9 protein-coding genes and 2 pseudogenes are annotated in these 12083 nt (G+C 65.3%); 9 read left to right on the forward strand and 2 right to left on the reverse strand.

Annotated elements, in window-relative coordinates; genetic code table 11:
• Nucleotides 1-132 precede the first annotated feature (132 nt).
• The 5 genes and pseudogenes from BAY1663_RS06010 (at nt 133) to BAY1663_RS06030 (ending at nt 8010) form a co-directional block, all read left to right on the forward strand.
• Nucleotides 133-1317 (forward strand): amino acid ABC transporter permease, encoded by a 1185-nt coding sequence (locus BAY1663_RS06010; protein WP_037038596.1) that lies wholly within the window; start codon nt 133-135, stop codon nt 1315-1317.
• A 4-nt stretch (nt 1318-1321) separates the two neighbouring features.
• Nucleotides 1322-2419, forward strand: a complete 1098-nt coding sequence (locus tag BAY1663_RS06015) for an amino acid ABC transporter permease (RefSeq protein WP_037038598.1) — start codon at nt 1322-1324, stop codon at nt 2417-2419.
• 9 nt (nt 2420-2428) lie between these two features.
• Entirely contained in the window at nt 2429-3196 is a 768-nt protein-coding gene (locus tag BAY1663_RS06020) for an amino acid ABC transporter ATP-binding protein (RefSeq protein ID WP_037038601.1), read from the forward strand.
• A 223-nt stretch (nt 3197-3419) separates the two neighbouring features.
• Nucleotides 3420-7315 (forward strand): annotated as a pseudogene (purL, locus tag BAY1663_RS06025) (phosphoribosylformylglycinamidine synthase).
• A gap of 377 nt (nt 7316-7692) precedes the next feature.
• Entirely contained in the window at nt 7693-8010 is a 318-nt protein-coding gene (locus BAY1663_RS06030) for a YqfO family protein (protein ID WP_037038603.1), read from the forward strand.
• A gap of 172 nt (nt 8011-8182) precedes the next feature.
• On the opposite strand, the gene BAY1663_RS06035 is transcribed toward BAY1663_RS06030, so the two are convergent.
• Complete coding sequence (locus tag BAY1663_RS06035) at nt 8183-8686, reverse strand: murein L,D-transpeptidase family protein (protein WP_037038605.1); 504 nt, start codon at nt 8684-8686, stop codon at nt 8183-8185.
• A 26-nt stretch (nt 8687-8712) separates the two neighbouring features.
• A complete protein-coding gene (locus BAY1663_RS06040) occupies nt 8713-9261 on the reverse strand; it encodes an NUDIX hydrolase (protein ID WP_037038607.1) in 549 nt (182 codons plus the stop codon).
• 175 nt (nt 9262-9436) lie between these two features.
• Here BAY1663_RS06040 and BAY1663_RS06045 point away from each other — a divergent pair, with 175 nt between their 5' ends.
• The 4 genes and pseudogenes from BAY1663_RS06045 to purT all read left to right on the forward strand — a co-directional run bounded on the left by BAY1663_RS06045 (nt 9437) and on the right by purT (nt 12056).
• Complete coding sequence (locus BAY1663_RS06045) at nt 9437-10054, forward strand: CoA pyrophosphatase (RefSeq protein WP_037038611.1); 618 nt, start codon at nt 9437-9439, stop codon at nt 10052-10054.
• Between the two features lie 67 nt (nt 10055-10121).
• Nucleotides 10122-10642: pseudogene (locus BAY1663_RS06050) on the forward strand (gamma carbonic anhydrase family protein).
• Complete coding sequence (locus BAY1663_RS06055; protein ID WP_037038614.1) at nt 10639-10830, forward strand: DUF1289 domain-containing protein; 192 nt, start codon at nt 10639-10641, stop codon at nt 10828-10830. Before BAY1663_RS06050 ends, BAY1663_RS06055 begins: the two are co-directional and overlap by 4 nt.
• A gap of 44 nt (nt 10831-10874) precedes the next feature.
• Nucleotides 10875-12056 (forward strand): formate-dependent phosphoribosylglycinamide formyltransferase, encoded by a 1182-nt coding sequence (gene purT, locus BAY1663_RS06060; RefSeq protein WP_037038616.1) that lies wholly within the window; start codon nt 10875-10877, stop codon nt 12054-12056.
• The last annotated feature ends 27 nt before the right edge of the window (nt 12057-12083 follow it).

Below are 12083 nucleotides of genomic sequence, written 5' to 3' on the forward strand. Positions count from 1 at the left end.
TCCTTGCGGGAGAGGGTGATACAAGGACCGACGCTCATTCGAACGGCCGCGACGGCTACCCGGCCCCGTTTCCACAGGGAGAAGTGCCGCCGGTGCGCACAACGCGCCGGCGGTGCGGTATGAGGAGTTTCGATGCGAACCATCGACAATCTCAGGCCGGCCGGCGGATCGTTAGTGAACGATCCCAAGGTTCGGGCATGGCTGTTTCAGATTATTGCCGTCATCGCCGTCGTGGCGTTCGGCTGGTACCTGTTCCACAACACCCAGACCAATCTTGCCCATCGTGGCATCACCTCCGGCTTCGGTTTCCTGAACAACGCCGCCGGTTTCGGTATTTCCCAGCACCTGATCGACTATAGCGAGAGCGACTCGTACGGACGGGTATTCTGGATCGGGCTGCTCAATACCTTGCTGGTCAGTGTGGTCGGCATTTTCTTCGCCACCATCATGGGCTTCATCCTCGGTGTCGGGCGGCTGTCGAGCAACTGGCTGATTCGCCAGCTGGCGACGCTCTACATCGAGATCTTTCGCAATATTCCGCCACTGCTGCAGATATTCTTCGTCTATTTCGCGGTAATCGGCCCGCTGCCGGGGCCACGCAACAGCCTGAATCTGCTGGATATCATCTTCATCAACAATCGCGGGGTGCAGATGCCGGCGCCGAGCGCCGCCGACGGTTTCTGGGCATTCTGGCTGTCGCTGTTCGCCGCGCTGCTCGCCGTGGTCGCGCTCAATCGCTGGGCGCGTGCACGGCGCCATGCCACCGGCCGGACGTTTCCGGTGTTCTGGAGCAGCCTCGGCCTGTTCGTCGCGATTCCCTGGCTGGTCACGCTGGTCACCGGCGCGCCGTTCCTCTGGGAAGTCCCGCAGTTGCAACGTTTCAATATCCGCGGCGGCTGGGTGGTGATTCCCGAACTGGTGTCGATCGTGGTGGCGCTGTCGGTCTATACCGCGGCATTCATTGGCGAAACCGTGCGCGCGGGTATCCAGTCGGTCAGCCATGGCCAGACGGAGGCCGCGGCGTCCCTCGGCTTGCGCCCCGGCCAGGTGCTGCGGCTGGTGATCGTGCCGCAGGCGCTGCGGGTGATCGTGCCGCCGCTGACCAGCCAGTACCTGAACCTGGCGAAGAACTCCTCGCTGGCCGCGGCCATCGGTTACCCGGACATGGTCTCGCTGTTCGCCGGCACGGTACTCAACCAGACCGGCCAGGCCATCGAGACCATGGCCATCACCATGAGCGTCTACCTGGCCATCAGCATCAGCATTTCGCTGCTGATGAACTGGTACAACAAGCGCATTGCGCTGATCGAACGGTGAGCGCATGACTCTGCATACCTTCAAGCCCGACCTGCCACCACCGACGATCAGCATCGGTGCCCTCGGCTGGCTGCGGGCCAACCTGTTTTCCAGCTGGTTCAATACCCTGCTGACGCTGTTGGGGCTGTACCTGGTCTGGCTGATCCTGCCGCCGGTGCTGGAGTGGGCGATCTTCAAGGCGGACTGGAGCGGGGAAACCCGCGCCGACTGCAGCCGTGAGGGCGCCTGCTGGGTATTCGTGCAGGTCCGCTTCGGCCAGTTCATGTACGGCTTCTACCCGACCGAACTGCGTTGGCGCGTGGATGCCGCGGCCTGGCTGGCGATCATCGGCGCCGCGCCGCTGTTCCTGCGGCAGATGCCGCACAAGCTGCGCTACGGCCTGGGCTACCTGCTGGCTTATCCGTTGCTGGCCTACTGGCTGCTGCACGGCGGCTTCTTTGGCCTGCAGACGGTGTCCACCAGCCAGTGGGGCGGCCTGATGCTGACCGTGGTGATCGCCGCGGTGGGCATTGCCGGAGCGCTGCCACTGGGCATCCTGCTGGCGCTGGGGCGGCGCTCGGACATGCCGGCGATCCGCGTGCTCTGCGTGACCTTCATCGAGTTCTGGCGCGGCGTACCGCTGATCACCGTGCTGTTCATGTCGTCGGTGATGCTGCCGTTGTTCCTGCCCGAGGGCATGAACCTCGACAAGCTGCTGCGGGCGATGTTGATGGTGGTGTTCTTCGAGGCCGCTTATATCGCCGAGGTGGTGCGCGGCGGCCTGCAGGCGATCCCCAAGGGCCAGTACGAGGCCGCGGCGGCGATGGGGCTGGGCTACTGGCGCAGCACGCTGCTGGTGATCCTGCCGCAGGCGCTGAAGCTGGTGATCCCGGGCATCGTCAACACCTTCATCGCCCTGTTCAAGGACACCAGCCTGGTGATCATCATCGGCCTGTTCGACTTCCTCAACAGCATCAAGCGCGCCACTGCGGACCCGGCCTGGCTGGGCATGTCCACCGAGGGCTACGTGTTCGCCGCGCTGGTGTACTGGATGTTCTGTTTCGGCATGTCCCGCTACTCGATGCGCCTGGAGCGCAAGCTGGACACCGGCCACAAGCGTTAGGAGCTTCATATGAACGAGACCAGCAGACAACCCGAGCAAGCGAGCGGGCCGATCATCCAGATGCAGGGCGTGCACAAGTGGTTCGGCCAGTTCCACGTGCTCAAGGACATCAACCTGAGCGTGCGCCAGGGCGAGCGCATCGTGCTCTGCGGCCCCTCCGGCTCCGGCAAATCCACCACCATCCGCTGCCTCAACCGGCTGGAGGAGCACCAGCAGGGGCGTATCGTCATCAATGGCGTGGAGCTGACCAACAATCTCAAGCAGATCGAGGCGATCCGCAGTGAAGTCGGCATGGTCTTCCAGCATTTCAACCTGTTCCCGCACCTGACCGTGCTGCAGAACTGCACGCTGGCGCCGATGTGGGTGCGCAAGTTGCCACGGCGCCAGGCCGAGGAGATCGCCATGCATTACCTGGAACGCGTGCGCATTCCGGAGCAGGCCGGCAAGTTCCCCGGCCAGCTCTCCGGTGGCCAGCAGCAGCGGGTGGCGATCGCCCGCGCGCTGTGCATGAAACCGAAGATCATGCTGTTCGACGAGCCCACCTCGGCGCTCGACCCGGAAATGGTCAAGGAAGTGCTCGACACCATGATCGGTCTCGCCGAGAGCGGCATGACCATGCTCTGCGTGACCCACGAGATGGGCTTCGCCCGCACGGTGGCCGACCGGGTGATCTTCATGGACAAGGGCGAGATCGTCGAGCAGGCCGAGCCGGAGACGTTCTTCAATAACCCGGTCAACGACAGGACCAAGCTGTTCCTCAGCCAGATATTGCATTGAGGGCAGCTTGAAGCCGGAAGCCTGAAGCTGGAAGAAAAAAGCGGGAAAGTGCTTGGCGAGACTTTGGTGTCGGCCCGCACACTGTTTTCCAGCTTCCAGGCGAGCAGAGCCACGGTGGATGTAAAAAGCGACATCCACCCTACGCCAGCTTGCAGTGCCCTTCGGCTGCCGTCATGAGCTAGAATACGCGGCCCGACTGCTCCCCTCCGAGGCTGTTCCGACGATGTTGATCCTGCGCGGCGCTCCCGCTCTTTCCGCCTTCCGTCACGGCAAGCTCCTGGCACAACTGACCGAGAAGGTCCCCGCGGTGAGCGGGTTGTATGCCGAGTTCGCTCATTTCGCCGAGGTATCCGGCGCGCTTGGCGCCGATGAGCAGCACGTGCTGGCCCGTCTGCTGAAGTACGGCCCCAGCGTACCGGTGCAGGAACCCGCTGGCCGGCTGTTCCTGGTGGTACCGCGCTTCGGCACCATCTCGCCCTGGTCGAGCAAGGCCAGCGACATCGCCCGCAACTGCGGCCTGGACAAGATCCAGCGTCTGGAGCGCGGCATCGCCTACTACGTGCAGGGCGATATCGCCGACGCCGACGTGCCGCTGGTCGCCGCCGCGCTACATGACCGCATGACCCAGCTGGTACTGGGTCGCTTCGAGGAAGCTGCCAACCTGTTCAGCCATGCCGAGCCCCGGCCGCTCACTGCCGTGGACGTGCTCGGCGGCGGCCGCGCCGCGCTGGAGCGGGCCAACGTCGAGCTGGGCCTGGCCCTGGCCGAGGACGAGATCGACTACCTGGTGCAGGCCTTCACCGGCCTGGGGCGCAACCCGCACGACATCGAGCTGATGATGTTCGCCCAGGCCAACTCCGAGCATTGCCGGCACAAGATCTTCAACGCCAGCTGGGACATCGACGGCGAGAGCCAGGACAAGTCCCTGTTCGGCATGATCAAGAACACCTACCAGTTGCACAGCGAAGGCGTGCTGTCGGCCTACAAGGACAACGCCGCGGTGATCGTCGGCCACCCGGCCGGGCGCTTCTACCCGAACCCCGCAACCGGCGAGTACGCGGCGAGCCAGGAGCCGGTGCACATCCTGATGAAGGTGGAAACCCACAACCACCCGACCGCCATCGCCCCGTTCCCCGGTGCCTCCACCGGCTCCGGCGGCGAGATCCGCGACGAGGGCGCCACCGGCCGCGGCGCCAAGCCCAAGGCCGGCCTGACCGGCTTCACCGTCTCCAACCTGAACATTCCCGGTTTCGAGCAGCCCTGGGAAAAGCCCTACGGCAAGCCCGAGCGCATCGTCACGCCGCTGGACATCATGATCGAAGGCCCGCTGGGCGGCGCCGCGTTCAACAACGAGTTCGGCCGTCCGGCGCTGACCGGCTATTTCCGCACCTTCGAGCAGGCGATCGAGACCCCGCGCGGCGACGAGGTGCGTGGTTACCACAAGCCGATCATGCTCGCCGGCGGCATGGGCAACATCCGCGAAGACCATGTGCAGAAAGGTGAAATCAGTGTCGGCGGCAAGCTGATCGTGCTCGGCGGCCCGGCCATGCTGATCGGCCTGGGCGGCGGCGCGGCTTCGTCGATGGCCACCGGTACCAGTTCGGCGGACCTGGATTTCGCCTCGGTGCAGCGCGACAACCCGGAAATGGAGCGCCGTTGCCAGGAAGTCATCGACCGCTGCTGGCAGCTGGGCGAGCGCAACCCGATCAAGTTCATCCATGACGTCGGCGCCGGTGGCCTGTCCAATGCCTTCCCGGAACTGGTCAACGATGGCGGCCGCGGCGGGCGCTTCGAACTGCGCAGCGTCCCCAACGACGAACCGGGCATGGCGCCGCTGGAAATCTGGTGCAACGAGTCCCAGGAGCGCTACGTGCTCTCGGTCGACGCTGCCGATTTCGAGCGCTTCAAGGCCATCTGCGAGCGCGAGCGCTGCCCGTTCGCGGTGGTCGGCGAGGCCACCGAAGAACCGCACCTGACCGTCGCCGACAGCCACTTCGGCAACAAGCCGGTGGATATGCCGCTCAACGTGCTGCTCGGCAAGGCGCCGCGCATGCACCGCAGCGCCAGCCGCGAAGCCGAGCTGGGCGATGACTTCAAGGCCGCCTCGGTCTACCTCGACGATGCCGTGTCGCGCGTGCTGCGCCACCCGGCCGTGGCCAGCAAGAGCTTCCTGATCACCATCGGTGACCGCAGCATCACCGGCCAGGTGGCGCGCGACCAGATGGTCGGTCCCTGGCAGGTGCCGGTGGCCGACTGCGCCGTCACCGCCACCAGCTACGACGTGCATACCGGCGAAGCCATGGCGATGGGCGAGCGCACCCCGCTGGCGTTGCTCGATGCCCCGGCGTCCGGGCGCATGGCCATCGGCGAGACGCTGACCAACCTCGCCGCCGCGCGCATCGAGAAGATTTCCGACATCAAGCTGTCGGCCAACTGGATGGCCGCCGCCGGCCACCCCGGCGAGGACGCGCGGCTGTACGACACCGTGCGCGCCGTCGGCATGGAGCTCTGCCCGCAGCTGGGCATCACCATCCGGTGGGCAAGGACTCGATGTCGATGAAGACCCGCTGGCAGGATGGCGATGCGGAGAAGAGCGTGACCTCGCCGCTGTCGCTGATCGTGTCCGGCTTCGCCCCGGTCGTCGACATCCGCCAGACGCTGACCCCGCAGCTGCGCCTGGACAAGGGCGCCACCGACCTGATCCTGATCGACCTCGGCCGCGGCCAGAACCGCATGGGCGCCTCGATCCTCGCCCAGGTCTACGGCAAGCTCGGCCGCCAGGCACCGGACGTCGATGATGCCGAGGACCTGCAGGCGTTCTTCGCCGTGATCCAGGGCCTGAATGCCGACGGCCTGCTGCTGGCCTACCACGACCGTTCCGACGGCGGTCTGCTGACCACCGTGCTGGAAATGGCCTTCGCCGGCCATTGCGGCCTGAACCTGAGCCTGGACGGCCTGCTGGACGATGCCGACGACATTCCGGCCGTGCTCTTCAACGAGGAGCTGGGCGCGGTCATCCAGGTGCGCCAGGACGACACCGAAATCGTCCTCGCGCAGTTCAGCGCGGCCGGCCTCGGCGATTGCGTCGCGGTGATCGGCCAGCCGGCCAACAATGGCTATGTGTCGGTGCGGCTCGACGGGAATGACGTCTTCAGTGGCGATCGCCGCCTGCTGCAGCGCCAGTGGGCCGAGACCAGCTACCAGATCCAGCGCCTGCGCGACAACGCCGAGTGCGCCGACCAGGAATTCGACGCGCTGCTGGAAGAGGACAATCCGGGCCTGAGCGCCAAGCTCAGCTTCGACGTCAACCAGGACATCGCCGCGCCCTATATCAAGCGCGGTGCCCGCCCGCAGGTGGCGGTGCTGCGCGAGCAGGGCGTCAATGGCCAGGTGGAGATGGCGGCGGCCTTCGATCGCGCCGGCTTTAGCGCGATCGACGTGCACATGAGCGACATCCTTTCCGGCCGTGTCAGCCTGGATGCGTTCAAGGGCCTCGTCGCCTGTGGCGGCTTCTCCTACGGCGACGTGCTCGGCGCCGGCGAGGGCTGGGCCAAGTCGATCCTGTTCAACGCCCGTGCCCGCGACGGCTTCCAGGCCTTCTTCGAGCGCAACGACAGCTTCGCCCTCGGCGTGTGCAACGGCTGCCAGATGATGAGCAACCTGCATGAGCTGATCCCGGGCAGCGAGTCCTGGCCGCACTTCGTGCGCAACCGCTCGGAGCAGTTCGAGGCGCGCGTGGCGATGGTCCAGGTGCAGGATTCGCCGTCGATCTTCCTCCAGGGCATGGCCGGTTCGCGCCTGCCGATCGCCATCGCCCATGGCGAGGGGCATGCCGAATTCGAAAGCGAGGAAGCCCTGCTGCAGGCCGATCTGTCCGGCAGCGTGGCGCTGCGCTATGTCGACAACCACGGCAAGGTCACCGAGCGCTACCCGGCCAACCCGAACGGCTCGCCGCGCGGCATCACCGGCCTCACCAGTCGCGACGGCCGCGTGACCATCATGATGCCGCACCCGGAGCGGGTGTTCCGCGCCGTGACCAACTCCTGGCGTCCGGACGACTGGCAGGAAGATGGCGGCTGGATGCGCATGTTCCGCAATGCGCGAGTGTGGGTGGGCTGATCGGCTGAAACCCGGCTCGTTCCCCGCAGGCCCGCTGATGCGACGTATCAGCGGGCCTTTTCAATTGCTCTGCCACTTGCGTGTTGCTCGAAGTGTCGAGGTGTTCTGAGCGTCCGTAGGAGCGGGCCGTGCTCGCGAAGCCTTGCGTGCTGGAATATTCGCGGGCATGGCCCGCTCCTGCAGGGGGACGTCTGTCCGCAACAGCCAACTCAGGCAGAGCCTTTCAATTCGGCCATGCGTTGCCTCGTGAACCGGCCCCGGTTGGCGATGTCTCAGTTTTGATTTGCAACACTTTTTGCTGCAAGCATAAATGGCAAAATGCCACCTTATTTTTGCCCGATGCGCTGGCGCCGGGTTTCTTCCGCACGGAGAGGTCGATGTACAAGCTGTGTTTCTATGTTCCGGAAAGCCATCTGGAAGCAGTCAAGAAAGCAGTCTTCGCCGCTGGGGCTGGCCGCATCGGTGCCTATGACAGCTGCTGCTGGCAAGTGCTCGGGCAGGGGCAGTACCGCCCGCTGGAAGGCAGCCAGCCGTTTCTGGGCCAGTTGGGGCAGGTGCAGCACGTGGCCGAATGGAAGGTGGAAATGGTCGTCGCCGACGAACTGATCCACGACAGCGTCAAGGCGATGAAAAAGGCGCATCCCTACGAAACGCCAGCCTTCGATGTATGGCGGCTGTCGGACATGCAATTCTGAGCGACGGCGTCGCAACATGCAGAAACCCGATCGGAGCGGACCGATCGGTTTTTTTCTTGCGCTTCAGGCGGCGACGTTCAGCTTCACCTGAGTAGGGGCAGGCTTCGTGGGCGGCGGCTACCAGCGCCTCGGCTTTTTTCGGCAAAAGCAACCAGTGGCCCGCTGCTTCGGGCTACGGGCGAATCTCGATCAGGGTGCCGTCCTTGACCAGTGTCCAGATTTCGCGCATGTCGTCGTTCGTCAGCGCGATGCAGCCCTCGGTCCAGTCCAGGGTGTGGAAGAACCACTCCGGATATTCCTCGTCCCGCGGGGTGCCGTGGAGCATGATCATGCTGCCGGGGGTTACGCCTTGTTCCTGGGCGCGGGCGAGGTCGCGGGCATTGGGATAGGAGATGTGCATGGCCAGGTTGTACTTGTCGCTGGTCTTGCGCCAGTCCACCCAGTAGAAGCCCTCCGGCGTGCGCTGATCGCCTTCGCGCAGCTTCGCCCCCCGGGGCTGCTTGCCCAGCGAGACACGGTAGCTTTTCAGGGCCTGGCCGCGGCTGATCAGGTGTAACTGCCGCTCCGACTTGATCACCAGGATCTTGTCGATGGATGTTTCTTCTAGGCTGGGCGTCGCGTTGGCGTGGGAGAGCGCGGTGAAGGTGAGGCAGAAAAGGGCGAACAGCCAACGCATCGAGGCTTTTCCTGAAGTGGACTGCATCAGACCTGTGTTTTGCGCATGGGAGGCATGGCCTCGTTGCGTACCGGGAAGGTCTGCTGCACCCGGTCGGCAAAGAAGCATTCTAGGGTACGGCCGATGGTCGGAAAAGCCAGCTCGGACCAAGGGATGTCCTGCTGCTGGAAGAGCCTCACTTCCAGGCTCTCGTCGCCGGCGCAGAAGTCCAGGTCGACCAGTTCGGCACGAAAGAACATGTACACCTGGTTGATGTGCGGCAGGTCGAACAGCGTATACAGCTGCAGATTCCGGACCCTGGCACAGGCTTCCTCCAGGGTTTCGCGCTGCGCGGCCTGCTGCAGGGTTTCGCCGTTCTCCATGAAGCCGGCTGGCAGGGTCCAGTAGCCAAGGCGTGGCTCGATCGCGCGCCGGCAGAGCAGGATGCGGTCTTCCCAGACGGGCACGCAGCCGGCGACGATACGCGGATTCTGATAGTGCACGGTCTGGCAGCTGTCGCAGACGAAGCGCGGTCGGTTGTCGCCGTCGGGAATGCGTACAAGCACCGGGCTGCCGCACAGGTTGCAGAATTTCATGGGCGATTCCTGTGGCCTCTGGCGAATCTTGGTTCGTGCGTGGCGATTCGGCAAGGCGCGTCGCGGCCGGCGTTGGCTGAAGATGTCATGCCGGGGTCGATAGGTTTCCGGGGAGGCCTTGGGCGGTTGCGCCTTTCATGCCATGATTCCGGTCAAAGACGAAACGAGAATATTCATGCTGGAGACAATACTCCAACGGGTGCGCGACTATTCCCCGCATCTCCTGGAGCCGGAGGGGCGCTTGCCCGAAGCGGCCGTGCTGATGCCGATCACGCGCAGCGAGTCGCCGGAGCTGGTGCTGACGCTGCGCGCTGCCGGCTTGTCCACCCATGGCGGAGAGGTGGCCTTTCCCGGTGGACGACGCGATCCGGAAGACCGCGACCTGCTGCAGACCGCTTTGCGCGAGGCCGAGGAAGAGGTGGGCCTGGCACCGGGAATGGTCGAGGTGGTCGGCCCGCTGAGCAGCCTGGTTTCGGTGCATGGCATCCACGTCACGCCATATGTGGGGCTGGTTCCGGATTACGTCGAGTACCGGGCCAACGATGCCGAGATCGCCTCGGTGTTCTCGGTACCGCTGAGCTTCTTCTGCCAGGACCCGCGCGAGGTCACCCATCGCATCGATTACCTGGGGCAGAGCTGGTACATCCCTTCCTACCGTTATGGCGAATACCAGATATGGGGGCTGACGGCGATCATGATCGTCGAGCTGGTCAACCTGGTATACGACGCCGGTATCGAAATGCGCCGCGCGCCGGACTCCTTCATCGACCTGTCCGGCCGTGGCAAGCCCTGAGTGGCGCCATGCCGAGGCGTTTTCCGGTCTGCCGGCGTTCCATTGATCTGAGAGAGAGGTCCGCTTTGTGAAATATCGTCTGGGAGAGTCGCGTGTCGAGGCCCATCCGCAGAGCTGGGTCGCGCCCAATGCCACGCTGGTGGGCAAGGTCCGCCTGGATGCGGGCGCCAGTGTCTGGTTCGGCGCGGTGCTGCGCGGGGACAACGAGTTGATCCATATCGGCGAGAACAGCAACGTCCAGGATGGCAGCGTGATGCACACCGACATGGGGCACCCGCTGACGTTGGGAACGGGGGTGACCGTCGGCCACAACGCCATGCTGCACGGTTGCACCGTGGGTGACTACAGTCTGATCGGCATCAATGCGTGGTGCTCAATGGCGCGAAGATCGGCAAGCACTGCATCGTCGGCGCCAACACCCTGATCGCCGAGGGCAAGGAAATTCCCGATGGCTCGTTGGTGGTGGGCTCGCCCGGCAAGGTGGTGCGCGAGCTGAGCGAGGAGCAGAAGAAGATGCTCGAAGCCAGCGCGGCCCATTACGTGCACAACGCCCAGCGCTACGCCCGCGATCTGGAGCGCGATGAGTGACCGCCACGGAAAAACCGGTTGCCTCGCCCTGCGTCAGCCTTTGTGCGCTGGACGGGGACGATGTCTGCGTGGGTTGCCAGCGCAGCGCCGACGAGATCCGGCGCTGGGGGCTGATGGATGACCAGGAGCGCCGCGAAGTGCTGCGGCGCTGCAGCGAGCGGGCCCGTCTCGGCGGCCTGCTGATGTGAGGCGTACTGCGCGCCCGGCTTTACTTCAGAAAACGAGGAATCCCATGCCACGAATAGGCACCCCGCTGTCCGCCAGCGCCACCCGTATCCTGCTCTGTGGTTGCGGCGAGCTCGGCAAGGAACTGGTCATCGAGCTGCAACGCCTGGGCGTGGAGGTGATTGCCGTCGACCGCTACGCCAACGCGCCGGCCATGCAGGTCGCGCATCGCAGCCACGTGATCGACATGCTCGACGGCGCCGCGCTGCGGGCGGTGATCGAACAGGAGCGGCCGCATTACATCGTGCCGGAGATCGAGGCGATCGCTACCGCCACGCTGGTGGAGCTGGAGGGCGAGGGCTATACGGTGATACCCACCGCCCGCGCGGCGCAGTTGACCATGAACCGCGAAGGCATCCGGCGCCTGGCGGCCGAGGAGCTCGGCCTGCCGACTTCGCCCTATCGGTTTGCCGATTCGCTGGAGGAATGCCGCGCCGCGACGCAGGCGCTGGGCTTTCCGTGCCTGGTCAAGCCGGTGATGAGCTCCTCCGGCAAGGGCCAGTCGGTGCTGCGCAGCGCCGCCGATGTCGAGGCGGCCTGGGATTATGCCCAGGCCGGTGGGCGGGCGGGCCGGGGGCGGGTCATCGTCGAGGGCTTCATCGACTTCGATTACGAAATCACCCTGTTGACCGTGCGCCATGCGGGTGGCACCAGCTTTTGCGACCCTGTCGGACACCGCCAGGAGAAGGGCGATTACCAGGAGTCCTGGCAGCCCCAGCCCATGGCCCCGGCGGCCATGGCGGAAGCGAAGCGGATCGCGCTGGCGGTCACCGATGCGCTCGGTGGGCGTGGCATCTTCGGCGTCGAGCTGTTCGTCAAGGGCGACCGGGTGTGGTTCTGCGAGATCTCGCCGCGGCCGCACGATACCGGTCTGGTGACCCTGGTTTCCCAGGACCTGTCGGAGTTCGCGCTGCATGCGCGGGCGATCCTCGGCTTGCCGATCCCGGCGATTCGCCAGCTCGGCCCGGCCGCTTCGGCGGTGATCCTGGTGGAGGGCGAGTCGAGCGAGGTGAGCTTCGGCAACCTGGCCGCTGCGCTGGGCGAGCCGGATACCGCATTGCGCCTGTTCGGCAAGCCGGGCGTCAGCGGGCAGCGGCGCATGGGCGTGGCGCTGGCACGGGACGTATCGATCGAAGCGGCGCGGGAGAAGGCGCTGCGGGCAGCAGGGGCGGTGCAGGTTCGGCTTTGATCGAGGGGGAGTCGGCGGTCATGCCGG

This window comes from Pseudomonas sp. BAY1663, from assembly GCF_000582595.1.
Taxonomy (GTDB): domain Bacteria; phylum Pseudomonadota; class Gammaproteobacteria; order Pseudomonadales; family Pseudomonadaceae; genus Stutzerimonas; species Stutzerimonas stutzeri_AF.

Coding starts and splice junctions, on each gene's coding strand:
- BAY1663_RS06010 (WP_037038596.1), top strand. CDS start 133: ATGCGAACCATCGACAATCTCAGGCCGGCCGGCGGATCGTTAGTGAAC.
- BAY1663_RS06015 (WP_037038598.1), top strand. CDS start 1,322: ATGACTCTGCATACCTTCAAGCCCGACCTGCCACCACCGACGATCAGC.
- BAY1663_RS06020 (WP_037038601.1), top strand. CDS start 2,429: ATGAACGAGACCAGCAGACAACCCGAGCAAGCGAGCGGGCCGATCATC.
- BAY1663_RS06030 (WP_037038603.1), top strand. CDS start 7,693: ATGTACAAGCTGTGTTTCTATGTTCCGGAAAGCCATCTGGAAGCAGTC.
- BAY1663_RS06035 (WP_037038605.1), bottom strand. CDS start 8,686: ATGCGTTGGCTGTTCGCCCTTTTCTGCCTCACCTTCACCGCGCTCTCC.
- BAY1663_RS06040 (WP_037038607.1), bottom strand. CDS start 9,261: ATGAAATTCTGCAACCTGTGCGGCAGCCCGGTGCTTGTACGCATTCCC.
- BAY1663_RS06045 (WP_037038611.1), top strand. CDS start 9,437: ATGCTGGAGACAATACTCCAACGGGTGCGCGACTATTCCCCGCATCTC.
- purT (WP_037038616.1), top strand. CDS start 10,875: ATGCCACGAATAGGCACCCCGCTGTCCGCCAGCGCCACCCGTATCCTG.